A 15,697-nucleotide genomic window follows, 5' to 3' on the forward strand; every position below is an offset into this window, starting at 1 on the left:
GTCAAGTGGGGTGGTCATTGATGTAATGATCGCGTGAAAAGACCTTGGAAGTCGGGAATTGGGTTACTCGCGGGGCTTTCGTCTGTGGCGTTAGCGCTGGTTGGGATGCCAGTGAGTGCGGGCGCGGCCAGCTTGTCCGGGTGGAGTGTCGTCAGCCTCGGGGTGTTGCCGGGGGGAACGACCAGTCGGGCCACCGCTGTGAACGATCAAGGTGTTGTCGCTGGTTACGGTGACGTGGCCAATGGACTGTCCCATGCCATCCGGTGGAACAGGGACGGGCGCATCGTTGACCTCGGTACGCTTCCCGGCGGCACTTACAGTTACGCCTACGGAATCAATGACCGTGGTGACATCGTCGGCTACGCGAACACTGCCGGTGGCGACAATCGGGCTGTGCGTTGGGCGGCGGATGGAAGTATCACCGATCTCGGTGGCCTCCCGGGCCACGCCAGTAGCTACGCTTACGGAATCAACGACAAGAGGGACGTGGTCGGCAGCGTGCCGATTCGGTCCAAGATTTACCATGCGGCGAAATGGCAGACTGGCGGCACTGTTTCCGACATTGGGACGGACTCCCCGCTGCCGGCGACCTCCGCCGTCGCGATCAACAATCACGGTGTCGTGGCTGGCTATACCTACGAGGTGTCGCCAGGACATTACGTTGAGGCCGTTACCTGGGCTGCGGCAGGAACCACGGCGGTTGTGCTTCCGGCGCTGGGCGGTGCTGATCTGCGCAGTAGCGCCAACGGCATCAATGACCGGGGTGAGATCGTCGGCTATTCGCAGTCTGGGTCCGGTGCTCCCACCAACTATCCCTTCCACGCGACTCTGTGGAGGCCCGGTGCCTCGGCGCCCACCGATCTCGGGACGCTGCCCGGCGGCGACAGCAGTGTTGCGAATGGCGTCAACGCTGCTGGTGTTGTCGTCGGCGCTTCGGCGACCAGCACTCCCGATGAGGGCGACGCGGTTCTGTGGCGGCAGGGGAAGAACGGGTGGCGTGTTGTGCCGCTGCCGCAGTTGGGCGGTGGCAACTCCAGCGAGGCGACGGCGGTCAGTGATGGCGGCGACGTGGTCGGTGAGGCGTCCACCGCGGCCGGTCAGAGTGTCGCGGTTCGCTGGAAGAAGTGATTCGGCGGCCTGAGTCGAGTCGTTAGGTCAGTACCGTGGGTGTGTGCGGATTGTCGCGGTTGCGGATACTCACACCTATCATCGCGAGCTCGTCGTGCCTGACGGAGACGTCTTCGTCCACGCGGGTGATCTTTGTCGGCGCGGTAAAGAGCTGAGGGAGCTTGAGGAGGCCGCTGACTGGATTCACGGGCTTCCGCATCCGACGAAGGTGGTCGTCGCGGGCAACCACGACTGGGTGTTCCTGGACGAGCCCGTGCGTGCTCGGGCCGTTCTTGCCGATCGTGGCATCCGCTACCTGGAGGACAGCGGGACGGAGATCGACGGTCTCGCGTTCTGGGGCAGTCCGTGGCAGCCGGAGTTCAACGGATGGGCGTTCAACCTTCCGCGAGGGCCTGCCCTCGCGGAGAAATGGGCGCTCATTCCGGAGCATGTTGATGTGTTGATTACGCACGGGCCTCCGCAGGGTATCGGTGACGCGAACGCCTATCCCGGGCGTCATGGTTGTGAGGATCTGCTGGAACGGGTGCGGCAGGTCCGTCCGAGGCTGCACTTGTTCGGTCACATTCACCAGGACGGCGGGCTCTGGCGCCATGGGCAGACGACCTTCGCCAATGTCACCACATGGGAATGCGAGCGCGGCCCGACCGTCGTCCGGCTGGACGCCTCGGGTGCCGTAGGCGAGATCGTCCCGCCCGCACGCGGTCAGTAGCGTGCGGGCTGTTCAGCCTCGGAAGCGGATGCTGCTTGCCGGTGGGGTTAGGGGGTTCGCTCTATTAGGAGGTCGGTTTGCCAGCGGGAGTTGTTCGGGAGTTGGGCCGTCAGGGTGACGGAGGAGAAGTCGTCTACCGGGGACGTGGTGCCCTGGAGCGAGACTGAGGACTGGCCCGCTGGGATTGTCACGTGGGTTGGGAGGCGGGCGACGTTCGGGTCGCTGCTTTCGAGCTGGATCGTCATCGGGCTGCTCGTGGCCGCGCCGAGTTGGATGGTGGCGTCGAAGGGTTGGCCGCCGGTGATCAGCCAGGGTTCGATCTCGAATCCGGTGAGGCCGGGGTAGGCGGTCATGGTGTGGCTGCGGGTTCCCACGCCCTCTATGTTCGCCGTCAGGGTCAGGGGGCCGTCGATGTCGGGGGGCAGCGCCACCTCGACTTGATACGTTCCGCTGGTTCCTTCGAGGAATTCCATTGGGCCGGGCGGGTACTTCAGTTTCGGGTTGTTGGAGCTGAAGGTGACCTTGATGCCGCCGTGCGGGACGGGTTTCGGCAGGTTCAGCGCCATGTTGTAGTAGAAGCCGCCGTAGGCCTCGGCTGGTCCGGTGAACGTCCAGTCGCCGGGGTCGTAGTTCCAGGCCAGGAGTTTGAGGACGTTGCCGATGCGCTGCCCTGGGAGCTTGGCCGTAATGGTGGCCTTCGCGTCCACGGGAATGCGTGTGCTCTTCAGGAGCGGCGGCGGGACGCCTATTCCCAGGGCGCCGCGCGGAATGGTCACGGTCGGCGGGACCTTCACGGCCGGGTTGTCGCTCTCCAACGCGATGGTCGCCCCGCCCTCGGGGGCGGGACCGTTCAGGCCGACGGTGATCGACGGGCGGTCACCGCTGACGATCGTCGAATGGCCGCCGAAGTCGACGAAGCGCAGTCCGGGGCGGAGCGCCAGCCGCTGGCTGAGCGTTCGGCTGCGCAGCTTGGCCGTGAGCGGGACGCCGAAGTCGCCGTAGACGTAGTCCGGCTGAAACGTGCGGATGGGAAAGGTCGCCTCCGTCGCTCCGGAAGGGACCACCACCTTTGCCGGAACGCTCACCCACGTCGAATCCGCCGACGTCAGCGCGACGGTGAGCGCGACCGATGACTTGCAGTTGAGCTTCACTAAGCCTTGGGCCCTGCCGCCCGAGGGGACCTTTTCGGTGGGCAGGACGAGAGCGTCGAGCCGCGAGCCGCAGGACGCCGGAGACGTTTCGGCGGCGGCCGGAGCGGTGAGACCAGAGACCAGGAGGACGGCCCCGGCGAGGCCGCCCAGGGTCGTCTTCCAACTGGCTGAGCGAATCATGGCCCACGCCTTTCCGAACAGCGAACAGACGGCTGCTCGGCAGGATCGTAGCCGGGTGGACCGGTGTCCATGTCACATCTTGATCAAGATCCAGGGCAGCGGTGACAACGACTCCCGTTGGGCCTGTCCGAACGGCGGCAAGCGTGCTGAGAATGTCCCGCGAAGATCTTGTGAAGGGACGTGCGCTGATGAGTCTGCGGGACGAGGTCGAGGCCGTTATCCGGGCCTGGGACGCCTACGAGGTCGAACACGGCGAGGCGCCGGTCATCGATTTCGACTGCGATCCGGGCGGGACCGCCGCGCCCGCCGATCGGCTGACCGTTCTTCGGCGGCTCACCGGGCTTCGTCCCAAGGCGAGTGGCGTGCTCGCAGCGCGTATCGACGCCGATCTCGCCTATCTCGGGGCGCTGCTCGGGGAACGGCGTCCGCTCGATGAGTACATTCGTGAAACCCAGGGGTGCGGCGCGGGCGGCTGGCCAGAGGAGTATGTGGCTGAGCGGGCCGAACAGATGCGGAGTGCGCTGGGCGAACTCGGTATCCGGTGGGGCGCGGCTGCCAATGCGGAACTGCGCGAAGCGGAAGGACTACTCGACGTCAGCGACGCTCCCGACGCGATTCGGGAGGCCGTCAGCGAATTGGAGCCCGTCGTCCGGGAGGCGACCGGCAGCACGGCGCCGTACCGGTTGACGATCGAGACCGCGGAAGTGGACGCCTATTGGGCGTTCTGGCTCGACGGCGCCGGGCAGGACGTGCGTCTCCAGCTCAACCTCCGCAATGTCGAGTTCACGCAGGCGGGCGCCCGGCAGTTCGCCCTGCACGAGGTGCTCGGGCACGGTCTGCAATGCGCCGGATACACGGCCGTGGCCGCCGCCGAGGAGGTTCCTTGGGTGCGGCTGCTCAGCATTCACGCGCCGCACCAGGTCATGCAGGAAGGGCTCGCGCAAGCGTGGCCGCTGTTCCTGCTCCCCGAGGACAAGGTGCTCATCGCGCGACTCCGGGTCGCCCATTACTGCCAGCTCGTCCTCGCCCAGGTGCATGTATCGATCAATCACGGTGCGTCCGCGGTGGAATGCGCCGACTATCTGAAGGCCGCCGTCCCGTGGTGGACCGAGGAGACCATCGCCCGTTACCTCGCAGACCGGGGCCTCAACCAGCAGCACCGCACTTACATGTGGGCCTATCCGGCGGGCTTCGACTGGTTCATGGCGCTCGCCGAGGCCGACGACGCCGAGCTTTCCCGGAGGGTGCTCCGCGCGACCTATCAGGCTCCGCTCACGCCGTCCGATCTGGCGGAACTCTGGCCGTCCGGTCCGCCCGTCGGCGGTCCGGGCGGGCCCGTCCGGCTGCCGAAGGCTCCCGTCCTTTAGCCGTTCCCGGACGGCCAGGTCCATTGCGGGACCTCGCGGAGCGGGTGCAGTTCATCGTCGGTTTCGGCGAGGGAGTTCTGCTTGGCGACCTCGGTACCGAACTCGACGTGTTCGCGGAGCGCCTGGCGGAAAGGAGCGTCGTCGGGGAGTCCGGCGGTGTCGGCGGCGGCCAGGTAGAGCTCGACGAAACGGAGCCGCTGCGCCTCGGTGATCTTGAGATGGCGGTGGACGTCGATGAGGTGGGAGAAGCCGCCCATCTCGCGGGAGAAGGTGTCGGGGCCGCCGAACGTCTCGGCGGTGAAGGCCGTGAGGTGGTCGACGTGAGTGGGGCTGCCTTCGCCGAACAACGGCTGGAGCAGCGGGTCGGCGAGCATGCTCGAATAGAAGATGTCGATGAACCGGTGGAGCCCCTCATGACCGCCGGCGTGCTCGTACAGCGATTCCATGATTACATCATTACCTTCTTGTAGGCGCCTGGCTCAGTTATCGCAGTCGAGGTCCCGCTTGTCGAGGGTTTCGCCGAACCCGGTCCAATGGCGGCCGGACGGCGTCAAAGCGGAATTGCCCGGCCGGGCGGAGATCGCGTTCCGTCCGGCCGGGCCCGTGCCGACGAAGGTCATCCGGCACCGGTCCGCCGGGGGAGCAGCAGCGCGGGGACGAGCGCCACGGCGCCGATGATCAGCGCGACCCAGAAGGCGTGGCCGAACGCCTGCGCCAGCAGCGGCGCGACCGCGACGCGCGCCGGGTCGGGCAGCGGGGCGAGCGCCGATCCGGCGAGGCCGGGCGATCGGGCGGTGATCTCGTGCTGGAGGATCACCGCGAGCGCCGCGGTGCCGACCGACGCGCCCATCCGCTGGAGCGTGTTCAGCGCGCTCGTCGCGCGCGGGATCAGCGCGGGCGGCAGCGCCTGGTAGGCCGCCGCCATCGACGGCATGATCGTCGCGCCGAGCCCGAGCCCGATCACGAACAGCGCGGCGGCCAGCAGGATCGGCGAGGTGTCCGCGTGGATCTGCGTGTAGGCGGCGGTGCCGGCGAGCCCGAGCACGACCCCGGCCGGGACGACGACGCCGGCGCCGACCCGGTCGGTGACGCGCCCGGCCAGCGGCATCGCGACCGCTGCGCCGAGCGCCTGCGGGACGAGCAGCAGCCCCGTCGCGAGCGGCCCGTGACCCCGCACGACCTGCCAGTACAGCGGCAGCAGCACCAGCACCCCGAACAGCGCGACCGCGACGACCAGGTTGGTGACGGCGGCGGCCGCGAACCCCCGGCGCCGGAACAGCGAGATGTCGATCAGCGCGTCCCGGCCGCGCGCGTGCAGCACGTAGACGCCGATGAGCAGGGCGGACGCGGCGAGGATCGCCCAGGTGCGGGCCGCGTCGAGCGCGCCGGGACGTCCCGCCTCGCTGGTGCCGTAGACGAACGCGACCACTCCGGCGCACAGCAGGACCAGCCCGCGGACGTCCAGCCGCGCCGGACGCGGAGCGGAGCGCGGCAGCAGCCGGACGGCGGCGACCACGGCGGCGATCCCGAGCGGCAGGTTCGCGAAGAAGATCCAGCGCCACCCGGCGGTGGTGATGATCAGCCCGCCGACGACGGGCCCGACGACGGAGCCGAGCAGCATCGGCAGGCCGATGAAGCCCATCACGCGCCCCATCCGCGCGGGCCCGGCGGCCTGCGCGAGGATCGTCTGCGCCACCGGAATGATCATGCCGCCGCCGAGGCCCTGCACGACGCGGAACGCGATCAGGGTGGGCATCGACCAGGCGGCGCCCGCGAGCGCGGAGCCCGCGAGGAACAGCACGAGCGCGCTGATCCACACGCGCCGGGCGCCGAACCGCTCGGTGGCCCAGCCGGTGACCGGGATGACGCCCGCGAGCCCGAGCATGTACCCGGTCAGGACCCATTGGACGGTGGTGATGGACGACCCGAACTCCTCGGCGAGGGAGCGGGTGGCGACGTTCACGGCGGTCGCGTCGATGATCGACATGATGGCGCCGAGCACCACGACGGCGCCGATGGCGACGAGCCCGCGGTCGAGGCCCTGCGGGGGTTGCTTGGACGTGACGGTTGCGGTCATTTCGGTTACCTCGCAATGGTCGGGCGGGCGTTCAGGCGGGCTCGATGTTGTGGTTGCGGTGGAACACGTTCCGCGGGTCGTAGGCCCGCTTGATCTCGCGCAGCCGCCGGTGGTTCTCCGGGGTGTAGGCCGTGGCCGTCCTGGACGGGTCGCTCAGGAAATTCAGGAAAGAACCGCCGGTCGCGTACGCGGCGAGGGGTGCGGCGTCGGCGGCGGCGCCGTCGACGGCGAGCGAGAAGGGGACGTGCCGGTGCCCGACCGGCCCCGCGTCCGCACCGGGACGGGCCATCGCGCCGCCCCAGTGCCGCACCTCGATCGCGGACGCGGAGCTGCCCGCGATGGCGGCGATCAGCGAATCCGGCAGGTCGGCGCACAGATGGAAGTGGATCGGCGGGGTCCCGCCGAGGGACTCGGTGTCCGCGAACGGCATCGGGCGGAAGTCGTCGTACAGCGGACGCCCGGCGGCGTTCCGCAGTGACCGGAGCGCCCGGACGGCGTCCGCCGGTTCGCCGGAGTGGACGCCGCGGACGGCGACCACACGCCCGTGCACGAAGTGGTCCGTCACGGCGACCGTCACGCTCAGCTCGTCGGGACGGTCGGCGGACTCGTCCCGGAACCGGCTGAGCACCTCACCCGCCCGGTCCGCCGGAAAAAGCGCTGTGCCCGCGTAAACCGTGGAAACCGGGTGGAGCCGGAACTCCAGCGAGGTGACGACGCCGAAGTTCCCGCCGCCTCCGCGCAGCGCCCAGAAGAGATCGGCGTCGCGGTCGGCGTCGGCGGTCAGCGCGCGGCCGTCCGCGGTGATCACGTCGGCGCGCAGCAGGTGGTCGGCGGCGAAGCCGAAGCGCCGCGCGAGCCAGCCGACCCCGCCGCCGAGCGTGTAGCCGGTCACGCCGACCGACGCGTGCGACCCGGACAGCGGCGCCAGCCCGAGCGGCGCGGCCGCCGCGATGACGTCGCCCCATCTCGCCCCCGGCCCGACGCGGGCGGTGCGGCGCTCCGGGTCGATCAGCACGCGGGACATGCGGGACGTCCTGAGCAGCAGCCCCTCGTGCGGCGGAACGACCGTGCCGTGCCCCGTGGCCTCGACGGTCAGCGGCAACCCCTGGTCGCGGGCGGTGAGGATCGCGGCACGGACGTCCGCGGGGCCGGTGGCCTGGACGGTCTGGACGTCGTCCCGGGTGGCGATCGTGGCGTTCATATCCAATCCTTCCGGAGGTTTTTTCTCCACTTACCTCGCACCGTAACACCGACCGGAGGGATTGTCTCCACTTGTGCGCGACTATTTGGAGGGGAAGCCTCCACATGCTTGCTACGCTGGCCTCATGGGTCAGCAGCCGAACGGCGCGGGCCGACCGCTGAGGGCGGACGCGCGCGACAACCGCAACCGGATCCTCGCCGCCGCCGCCGAGGTGTTCGTCGAACAGGGGCCGGGCGCGCCGCTGGAGGAGATCTCCCGCCGCGCCGGGACCGGCATCGCGACGCTGTACCGGCGGTTCCCCGACCGGCGGAGCCTGACCACGGCCGTCGCGCTCGACGCCCTACAGCGCACCACCGCCGAGGCCAAGCGCGCGCGGGACGAGGAGCCGACCGCGTTCACCGCGCTCGTCCGCTACATGCATCGCGTCCTGGACATCGGGATCGGCGCCGTCTTCCCCGTCCTCCTCGCGGAGATCCCGTTCGAGGACGCGGAGATCGCCACCGCCCGGGACGACGGCGTCGCCATCATGGACGCGCTCGTCGCCACCGCGCAGAAGGACGGCGACCTGCGTCCGGACGTCACGCACGGCGACGTCGGCATGATGCTGGTGCGGCTGTCGCGTCCGATGCCCGGCCCGATGCCCCGCCACATCGCCCTCCAGGTCGCGCACCGGCATCTCGACCTGCTCGTGGACGGGCTGCGCGCCTCGTCGCAGCGCCCCGGAATGCTCGGCGGCCCGGCCCTGACCTTCGGCGACCTGCGCTCCATGGGAGACGAGCCGCCGGAGCGCGGGGCCGCCGACCGCTGATGTGACGGTGTCCCCCAAATGGGCACAAGGGACGCCATGAACATTTCTGGCATCATCAGCGCGATCATCATCGGCGGGATCATCGGCGCGCTCGGCCGGCTGGCCCTGCCGGGACGGCAGCCCATCGGCGTCCTCATGACCATCGTCGTCGGCATCGTCGCCGCGATCATCGGGACGGCGATAGCCCAGTCGGTCGGCGTCGCCACGACCAAGGGGATCGACTGGATCGAGCTGGTGTTCCAGATCGGCCTGGCGGTCCTCGGCGTCGCGGTCGTCGCGAGCCTCCAGGCCCGCCGCAGGCAGCGCCGAATGCCCCGCTGACCGGCCCCAGGCAGCGCCGGGCTCACTTTCCGTGGCCGGAGTCCGCCATTTCCGTGGCGACCGGTCACGTTCCGCGCACCCCGGTGGCATCCTCGGATCAGGCCCGCTCCCGACTGTGGCGTCTGTCACAGTGGCCGCCGACGCATGGCGTTCCCATGCAGGTCGAGAGGGGAGTCACAGGGTGCAGCGGATGCTCAAGGGAGCCAATGTCGAGCTGGCGACGCTGACGGACGCCGCGGGTCCGGTCACTGTCGCGCTGCGGTGGTCCGATCCGTCCGGGAGCGGGGAGGCGGACGTAGCGGCGCTGCTGCTCGGCCCGTCCGGCAAGGTCCGGGACGACGCCGACTTCGTCTTCTACAACCAGCCGTCCACCCCCGACGGGTCCGTCCAGTTATTGGGCAAGTCGCCGACCGGAGGCGGCAGCGAGGACCGCATCCTGCTCGACCTCGACGCCCTCCCGCCCGACGTCGAGCGCGTCGTCGTGACGGCCAGCCGCTACGCGGGGGCGACGTTCGGCGACCTGGACGACCTCGGCCTGGCCCTCTTCGACAGCTCCGGCGCCGCGTTGATCGAGTTCGACATCGCCGACGCCGCGTCCGAGACCGCGTTCGTCTTCGGCGAGCTGTACCGCCGGGGCGGCGGCTGGAAGTTCCGGGCGGTCGGCCAGGGGTACGCGTCGGGCCTCGGCGGGCTGGCGGGCGACTTCGGCATCTCCGTCGACGACACCCCTGAGGCGCCGGACACCCTGGAAACCCAGGTTGACGTCGAGCCGCACGAAGACCCGGAGCCGCCCGCCGTCCCCGAACGGCCCGAGACGACCGTCCAGGACGCCGCCCCCGCCGACGACCCGGCCCCGCGCCGGGACACCGACGGCGGAGGTCCGTCCCGCCGCGTCCGGACGGCGAAGAAGCGGACCACCCTCCCGAAGGCGGCCGGGGCCGACCTGGCCGACCACCCGTCCTGGCAGGCGGCGCGGCTGTTCTCGGTCGCCGGGCTGCGCAACGACCACGAGCGGGAGGCGCGGGCGACCTCGACGCTGCTGGCCGTGATGACGCAGGTCCCGGAGTTCGGACGCCGCCTGACCGCCCGGTTCAACGCGCCCGCCGGGACCGTCGGGACGTTCGTCGAGACGTCGTTCAAGGTCGGCGACGGCAAGGTCCGCCCGGACGGGGTGATCCGCGTCGCGCGGGCGGGCCGGATCTGGACGGCGCTGGTCGAGACGAAGACCGGCGGCAGCCCGCTCAAGGCCGACCAGGTCCAGGCGTACCTGGACGTCGCCGCGCGCAACGGCTACGAAACCGTCATCACGCTGTCCAACGACCTGGCCCTCGGCGACGAGCATCCCCTCACCGTCGACAAGCGGCGGCTGCGGAAAGTCGCGCTGCGGCACCTGTCCTGGGCGGAGGTCGCGCACGAGGCGCACATGCTGTGCCACCACCACGGCCTCGCGAACCCCGTCCATACGTGGATGCTCGGGGAGTTGCTGCACTACCTGCGGCACGACGGCGCGGGATGCCACGGGTTCCAGGACATGGGCCCGTCGTGGGTGCCGCTGCGCAACGCCATCGGCGCGGGCACGCTGCGCCCCGGTGACAAGCATGCGGAGCGCGTCGCGGAAAGCTGGGAAAAACTCGTCCGGCAGCTCTGCCTGCGGCTGAGCGGGGAGACGGGGCTGAACGTCGCGCCGGTCGCGCGGCGCAGGCGCGGCGGGGCCGCCGGACGGCGCGCGGACCTCGTGCGCTCCCTGGTCGAGTCCGGCCGGATGGACGCCGAGCTGCGGATGCCCGACGCGGCCGGTCCCGTGCGCGTCGAGGCCGACCTGCGGACGGGCCAGATCGAGACCGCGGTGGAGGTCCCGTCGGCCGTCCGGGCCCGGCCGCTCACCCGCGTCCAGTGGCTGCTCCGCCAGTTGGACGACGCGCCCCCCGAACTGCGGATCGAGGCGCTCGCCGGCGGGCGTGCCGAGGGCCCGTGCGACCTGCTCAAGAACCTGCGGAGCGAGCCGGGCCTGCTCGTCCCCGGCGACGGCGGGGAGATCGCGTCGTTCCGCCTCACGCTGCCGACCGGCATGGGCGCGAAGCGCGGCACGGACGAGACGGGCTTCGTCCGCAGCGTGGACGTCGCGGTCGACCGTTTCCACCGGCTGGTGCTGCGGGCCGTCCGGACTGAGCAGAGGTGACCTGCGGCGATGCCCATCTTGGCAAACCGGGCTCGCCGGACGTGAATGTTTGATCTCATAGTGCGACCGCGCTGGTGCGGAGAGTCACGTCCGGTCAGGGGGGCCAGATGGTGGGGGACTCGAAGGTCGGGGGACGACGCGAGCGGGGCGACGTTGCGGCCCGCTACGCGCCCGTGGCCGGGTACGAGGGGTTCCGGCTGCTCAGGAGGCGGTACCGGCGGTCCGCGCTGGTCGCCGCGACGCTCTTTCTCGGGTGGTATTTCGCGTATGTCGGTCTGTCGGCGTTCGCCCGCGGGTTCATGGCGCGGCCGGTCGCGGGCGACGTCAACGTCGCGCTGCTGCTCGGGCTGGTGCAGATCGTCTCGACGTTCGTGATGGCCGGGGCGTACCTGGCGTACGCGCGGCGGCGGCTGGACCCGCTGGCCGGTGAGCTACGGTGATCGGCCAGGTCACGGGCCACGCGCTCACGTTCGGGCTGTTCAGCGTCCTGGTCCTGGGCACGCTCGGGATCACGGTCTGGGCGCGGGCGACCACCCGCGGCGCCGACGACTTCTACGCGGGCGGGCGCACCTTCTCCGGCCCGCAGAACGGGATCGCGCTCGCGGGCGACTACATGTCCGCCGCGTCTTTCCTCGGCATCGCCGGGCTGATCGCGCTGTCCGGATACGACGGGTTCCTGTACTCGATCGGCTTCCTGGTGGCGTGGCTCGTGGCGCTGCTGCTGGTCGAGCTGATGCGCAACACCGGGCGGTTCACGCTCGGGGACGTCCTGTCGCAGCGCGTCCGGCGGCAGCCGCCCGTGCGCCGCGCCGCCGTCGTCTCCACCGTGACGGTGTCGGTGTTCTACCTGCTGGCGCAGATGGTGGGGGCCGGGGCGCTGGTCTCGCTGCTGCTCGGCATCCACCGGGGTGAGAAGTTCCTGGGGATGTCCGCCTCCGCCGCGCGGACGGTCACGATCGTCGCGGTCGGCGCGCTCATGATCCTCTACGTGGCGTTCGGCGGGATGAAGGGCACGACCTGGGTGCAGATCGTCAAGTCCGCGCTGCTCATGGCGGGCGCGGCGGCGCTGACGGCGCTGGTGCTCGGCCGGTTCGGGTTCGACGTCGGCGCGATGCTCGGCTCGGCGGCGGACGCGAGCGGCAAGGGCGACGCGTTCCTGCGCCCCGGGCTCCGCTACGGGCAGGACGTCCCCGGCGACGCCTACCAGACGATCGTCAACAAGCTCGACTTCATCAGCCTCGCCCTCGCGCTGGTGCTCGGCACCGCGGGGCTGCCGCACATCGTCAACCGGTTCTTCACCGTCCCGGACGGCCGCGCCGCGCGCCGGTCGGTGGCCTGGGCGATCGGGCTCGTCGGGGCGTTCTACCTGATGACGCCCGCGCTCGGCTTCGGCGCCGCCGCCCTCGTCGGACGGTCGAAGATCGTCGCGCAGGACCCGTCCGGCAACACCGCGGCGCCGCAGCTCGCGCAGGCGGTCGGGGAGCACTACGGCGGCCGCGTCGGCGGGGACGTCCTGCTGGCCTGCATCGGCGCGGTGGCGTTCGCGACGATCCTCGCCGTCGTGTCCGGGCTGGTCCTCGCGTCGTCGACGTCGCTGGCGCACGACTACTTCGGGCAGGTGCTGATGTTCGGGCGCCCGCGCGAGTCGCAGGAGGTGGCGGTCGCGCGGTTCGCGGCGTTCCTCGTCGGCGCGCTGGCGATCGTCCTCGCCGTCGCGGCCCGGAACCTGAACGTGGCGTTCCTGGTGGCGCTGGCGTTCGCGATGGCGGCGGCGGCCAACCTCCCGGCGATCGTGCTGACGCTGTTCTGGCGGCGGTTCAACTCGGCGGGCGTGGTGGCCGGGATCTACGGGGGTCTGGTCAGCTCGCTCGTGCTGGTCGTCTTCTCGCCGGTCGTGTCGGGCAAGACCGACCCGGTGACGGGGGAGAGTTTGTCGTTGTTTCCGGCGAGCGTCGATTTCCACTTGTTCCCGCTGGAAAATCCGGGGCTGGTCTCCATTCCGATCGGGTTCCTGTGCGCTGTCGCCGGAACGCTCCTCGGCCGCGAGAAGGCCGACCCGGAGCGGTACGACGACCTGTCCGTCCGCGCGCTCACGGGTGCGGGCGCGCACTGACCCGGCGTCGGCCGAGGGGCGTCGTCACGGCGGAACACCCGCGCTGTCACGGAATGTGCCTGAGCGCCCGGGCGACGGCCGGTTCGCGTGGCAGAATGTCAGACCGCCGCGGAGCGCGGCGGTCTGCCGGGAGGGGAGGTGCGGCGGCGTGTCCGAAGCCGGTCGACGCCGTTCAGCGCGCGGCCGGCAGGCGGCGTCGCACGGGCCGTCCTCGCGCGAGTCGTCCTCGTACGGGCCGTCCTCGCGTGGAGCGCGTTCCACCGCCCACCGCGCCGCCGGGGCCCGGACGACCGCGGTCCTCGCGCTGGTCGCGCTCGCGGGCGCGGTGGCCGTGCCCGTGGCGATCGTCCCGGGCGGGCTCGCCGGGGCGCGGGAGCGGACGGTACGCGGGGCTTCGTCGGGAACGTTCCCGGGCGCCCCGGCCGACCAGATCCGCACCCGCGAATGGCACCTGAACGTCCTGCGCGCTACGAAGGCGTGGAAATACTCGCGCGGGCGCGGTGTGACTGTGGCCGTCCTGGACACCGGCGTCGACGCGCGCCACCCCGACCTCACCGGGCGCGTCGTCAACGGGCCCGACCTGACCGGCGGGGTGCGGCGTCCCGGCTCCCGCTACTGGGGCCTTCACGGGACGTCCATGGCCAGCATCATCGCAGGCCACGGCCACGGCCCCGGCTTGGCGCAGGGGATGATGGGCGTCGCGCCGATGAGCCGCGTCCTGTCCGTGCGGGTGACGCTGGAGAACGACGACCCGCTGCGCCGCGACGACGGGCAGCAGGCGGGCGGCAGCGAGCACGACGCCGTCGCGCAGGGCATCCGCTACGCGGTCGACCACGGTGCCGACATCATCAACATGTCGCTCGGCGGCGGACGCCAGTTCTACAACGGCACCGCGTCCCAGGAGAGCGCGATCAAGTACGCGCTGGGCAAGGGTGTCGTGCTGATCGCGTCGGCGGGCAACGACGGGTCCGGGGCGAACCGGAAGAACTTCCCCGCCGCCTACCCCGGGGTGATCGCGGTCGGCGCGCTCGACCGGCGGCTGCGCCTCTGGAAGGACAGCAACCGCCGCTCGCACGCCGCCGTCTGCGCCCCCGGCGTGGACATCGTCAGCGCCGACGCCAGCAACGGCTACGTCGTCGGGACCGGCACCAGCGCCTCGTCGGCGATGGTCGCGGGGGTGGCGGCGCTCGTCCGGTCGCGGTATCCGAAGCTGACGCCCGCCGAGGTGCGGCAGGCGCTGATCGAGGGCTCGCCCGCGCGGGCCGGGCATCCGACCGGCTCGACCACCTGCCCCGGGACGGTCGACGCGCCGCGCGTCCTGTTCGCCGCGCACCAGATCAACAAGACGTCCCGGGGGGCGGTGGCGGAACCGCCGCCGTCCGCGACCGCGCGACCGGCGGCGACGACCGCCGACGACGGCCGTGACCTGCTCCTCCCGCTCGTGCTCGGCGGCGGCGGGCTGCTGATCGTCGTCGGGCTGCTGCTCGGCTGGCGGCAGCGGCGCCGTCCGGACGACGCGCCCGCCGAGTCCGACGCCGTCCCCGACTACGGGCTGCCGTCCGCGCCGCCCGTGCCGCGCGAGCCCGCCGGGGCGCCGCCCGTCCCGGGCTGGGACGCTCCCGTGCACGCCGCCGGTCCGGCCACCGCGCCGCCCGACGCCGCGGTTCCGGACGCGCCTTCGGACGTCGCGCCGGTCAACGTGCTCTGGCAGAGCGCCGAGGCGTTCCCGGAGCCTCTGCCGCCCGACGACCCGCCGGAGGCGCCGCCGCTCGGCCCGCCGCTCGGTCCGCCTCCCGGGCGCGCCGGGGGTTCGCCCTTCGACCCGTCGCCCCTGGACGGTTCCTGGGACGGCCTGTCCTGGGACCACGAGCCGTTCCCCGGCCGCGACGAGCCCGAGCCGCCGCCGCAGCCGCCGAAGCGGCCGCCGATGATGACGAGCGAGCTGCGGCCGTTCGACCCCGGCGAGTTCCTCGACGCCGGGCAGAACGGCCTCAACAGCTTGAACGGTCTGAACGGGCACGCGGCGAACGGGAACGGGAACGGCCACAACGGCGAGCACCTGAACGGCGGCGGCTCGTCCACGAACGGAAACGGGCAAGGCAACGGGAACGGCAACGGGAACGGGCACGGCAAGGCCCCGGCGGCGGACGAGCCCATCCTCGATGACGACGACTGGGAGTCGTTCCGCCGGAGTTCGCTCGACGAGCCCGACCGGCCGAAGGGCGGCGGCACGGCTCCGCTTCCGACGGTGTCCCCGGAGCCGCCGACCGACCCGCCGCCGCCTCCCGCGGACGACGGCCCGCAGGCCGCCGAGCCGCCCGAGCAGCCCGGCGACGAGCCCCGGGGACGGCATTCGCGCCGTTCACAGCCGTCCGACGACGAGGACTACCGTCCGCCCTGGTGGTGAGCGCGGTACTCCACCGGGCGTAGCGCGGGAGTCTCCGGCCGGACGATGCCGCACCC

14 protein-coding genes are annotated in these 15,697 nt (G+C 71.4%); 9 read left to right on the forward strand and 5 right to left on the reverse strand.

Annotated features, from left to right (window positions below; translation table 11 throughout):
• The first annotated feature begins 198 nt into the window (after positions 1–198).
• Together FXF65_RS40980 and FXF65_RS40985 are read left to right on the forward strand one after the other, a co-directional pair.
• Positions 199–1,128, forward strand: a complete 930-nt coding sequence (locus FXF65_RS40980; protein WP_187412796.1) for a hypothetical protein — start codon at positions 199–201, stop codon at positions 1,126–1,128.
• A 43-nt stretch (positions 1,129–1,171) separates the two neighbouring features.
• Positions 1,172–1,837, forward strand: coding sequence for a metallophosphatase domain-containing protein (locus FXF65_RS40985; RefSeq protein WP_148355874.1), 666 nt, complete (start codon positions 1,172–1,174; stop codon positions 1,835–1,837).
• Between the two features lie 47 nt (positions 1,838–1,884).
• Here the strand turns inward: FXF65_RS40985 and FXF65_RS40990 are convergent, their stop codons facing one another.
• Positions 1,885–3,168, reverse strand: a complete 1,284-nt coding sequence (locus tag FXF65_RS40990) for a hypothetical protein (RefSeq protein WP_148355875.1) — start codon at positions 3,166–3,168, stop codon at positions 1,885–1,887.
• Between the two features lie 152 nt (positions 3,169–3,320).
• On the opposite strand from FXF65_RS40990, the gene FXF65_RS40995 reads away from it, so the two are divergent.
• Positions 3,321–4,535: a hypothetical protein gene (locus FXF65_RS40995; protein WP_246199440.1), complete on the forward strand. Its 1,215-nt coding sequence runs from the start codon at positions 3,321–3,323 to the stop codon at positions 4,533–4,535.
• Here the strand turns inward: FXF65_RS40995 and FXF65_RS41000 are convergent.
• The 4 genes from FXF65_RS41000 to FXF65_RS41010 are packed head-to-tail and all read right to left on the reverse strand — an operon-like array spanning position 4,532 to position 7,813.
• Positions 4,532–4,981, reverse strand: coding sequence for a group II truncated hemoglobin (locus FXF65_RS41000; protein WP_148355876.1), 450 nt, complete (start codon positions 4,979–4,981; stop codon positions 4,532–4,534). The two genes, FXF65_RS40995 and FXF65_RS41000, sit on opposite strands and share 4 nt — an antisense overlap.
• A gap of 33 nt (positions 4,982–5,014) precedes the next feature.
• Complete coding sequence (locus tag FXF65_RS44295; protein WP_187412797.1) at positions 5,015–5,155, reverse strand: hypothetical protein; 141 nt, start codon at positions 5,153–5,155, stop codon at positions 5,015–5,017.
• A complete protein-coding gene (locus tag FXF65_RS41005; protein ID WP_148355877.1) occupies positions 5,152–6,612 on the reverse strand; it encodes a DHA2 family efflux MFS transporter permease subunit in 1,461 nt (486 codons plus the stop codon). Before FXF65_RS41005 ends, FXF65_RS44295 begins: the two co-directional genes overlap by 4 nt.
• A gap of 31 nt (positions 6,613–6,643) precedes the next feature.
• A complete protein-coding gene (locus FXF65_RS41010; RefSeq protein ID WP_148355911.1) occupies positions 6,644–7,813 on the reverse strand; it encodes an FAD-binding oxidoreductase in 1,170 nt (389 codons plus the stop codon).
• Positions 7,814–7,937: 124 nt separating this feature from the next.
• On the opposite strand from FXF65_RS41010, the gene FXF65_RS41015 reads away from it, so the two are divergent.
• The 6 genes from FXF65_RS41015 (at position 7,938) to FXF65_RS41040 (ending at position 15,641) form a co-directional block, all read left to right on the forward strand.
• Positions 7,938–8,621, forward strand: coding sequence for a TetR/AcrR family transcriptional regulator (locus FXF65_RS41015; RefSeq protein WP_148355878.1), 684 nt, complete (start codon positions 7,938–7,940; stop codon positions 8,619–8,621).
• Between the two features lie 36 nt (positions 8,622–8,657).
• A complete protein-coding gene (locus FXF65_RS41020; RefSeq protein WP_148355879.1) occupies positions 8,658–8,942 on the forward strand; it encodes a GlsB/YeaQ/YmgE family stress response membrane protein in 285 nt (94 codons plus the stop codon).
• Positions 8,943–9,132: 190 nt separating this feature from the next.
• Entirely contained in the window at positions 9,133–11,121 is a 1,989-nt protein-coding gene (locus FXF65_RS41025; RefSeq protein WP_246199442.1) for a TerD family protein, read from the forward strand.
• Positions 11,122–11,228: 107 nt separating this feature from the next.
• The gene (locus FXF65_RS41030; RefSeq protein ID WP_148355881.1) at positions 11,229–11,561 is read left to right on the forward strand and encodes a DUF485 domain-containing protein; all 333 of its coding nucleotides are present in this window, start codon (positions 11,229–11,231) and stop codon (positions 11,559–11,561) included.
• On the forward strand, positions 11,558–13,234 hold the full coding sequence (locus tag FXF65_RS41035) for a solute symporter family protein (protein WP_148355882.1): 1,677 nt from the start codon (positions 11,558–11,560) through the stop codon (positions 13,232–13,234). The genes FXF65_RS41030 and FXF65_RS41035 overlap by 4 nt, the downstream gene beginning before the upstream one ends.
• Positions 13,235–13,382: 148 nt before the next feature.
• Complete coding sequence (locus FXF65_RS41040) at positions 13,383–15,641, forward strand: S8 family peptidase (protein WP_148355883.1); 2,259 nt, start codon at positions 13,383–13,385, stop codon at positions 15,639–15,641.
• Positions 15,642–15,697: the final 56 nt, after the last annotated feature.

Source organism: Actinomadura syzygii, from assembly GCF_008085905.1.
GTDB lineage: Bacteria > Actinomycetota > Actinomycetes > Streptosporangiales > Streptosporangiaceae > Spirillospora > Spirillospora syzygii.

Bases quoted from the DNA above. Each gene is read 5' to 3' on its own strand.
- FXF65_RS44295 (WP_187412797.1), bottom strand. From the start codon at position 5,155: ATGACCTTCGTCGGCACGGGCCCGGCCGGACGGAACGCGATCTCCGCC.
- FXF65_RS41005 (WP_148355877.1), bottom strand. From the start codon at position 6,612: ATGACCGCAACCGTCACGTCCAAGCAACCCCCGCAGGGCCTCGACCGC.
- FXF65_RS40990 (WP_148355875.1), bottom strand. From the start codon at position 3,168: ATGATTCGCTCAGCCAGTTGGAAGACGACCCTGGGCGGCCTCGCCGGG.
- FXF65_RS41020 (WP_148355879.1), top strand. From the start codon at position 8,658: ATGAACATTTCTGGCATCATCAGCGCGATCATCATCGGCGGGATCATC.
- FXF65_RS41000 (WP_148355876.1), bottom strand. From the start codon at position 4,981: ATGGAATCGCTGTACGAGCACGCCGGCGGTCATGAGGGGCTCCACCGG.
- FXF65_RS41010 (WP_148355911.1), bottom strand. From the start codon at position 7,813: ATGAACGCCACGATCGCCACCCGGGACGACGTCCAGACCGTCCAGGCC.
- FXF65_RS41015 (WP_148355878.1), top strand. From the start codon at position 7,938: ATGGGTCAGCAGCCGAACGGCGCGGGCCGACCGCTGAGGGCGGACGCG.
- FXF65_RS41025 (WP_246199442.1), top strand. From the start codon at position 9,133: ATGCTCAAGGGAGCCAATGTCGAGCTGGCGACGCTGACGGACGCCGCG.
- FXF65_RS40995 (WP_246199440.1), top strand. From the start codon at position 3,321: ATGTCCCGCGAAGATCTTGTGAAGGGACGTGCGCTGATGAGTCTGCGG.
- FXF65_RS41030 (WP_148355881.1), top strand. From the start codon at position 11,229: ATGGTGGGGGACTCGAAGGTCGGGGGACGACGCGAGCGGGGCGACGTT.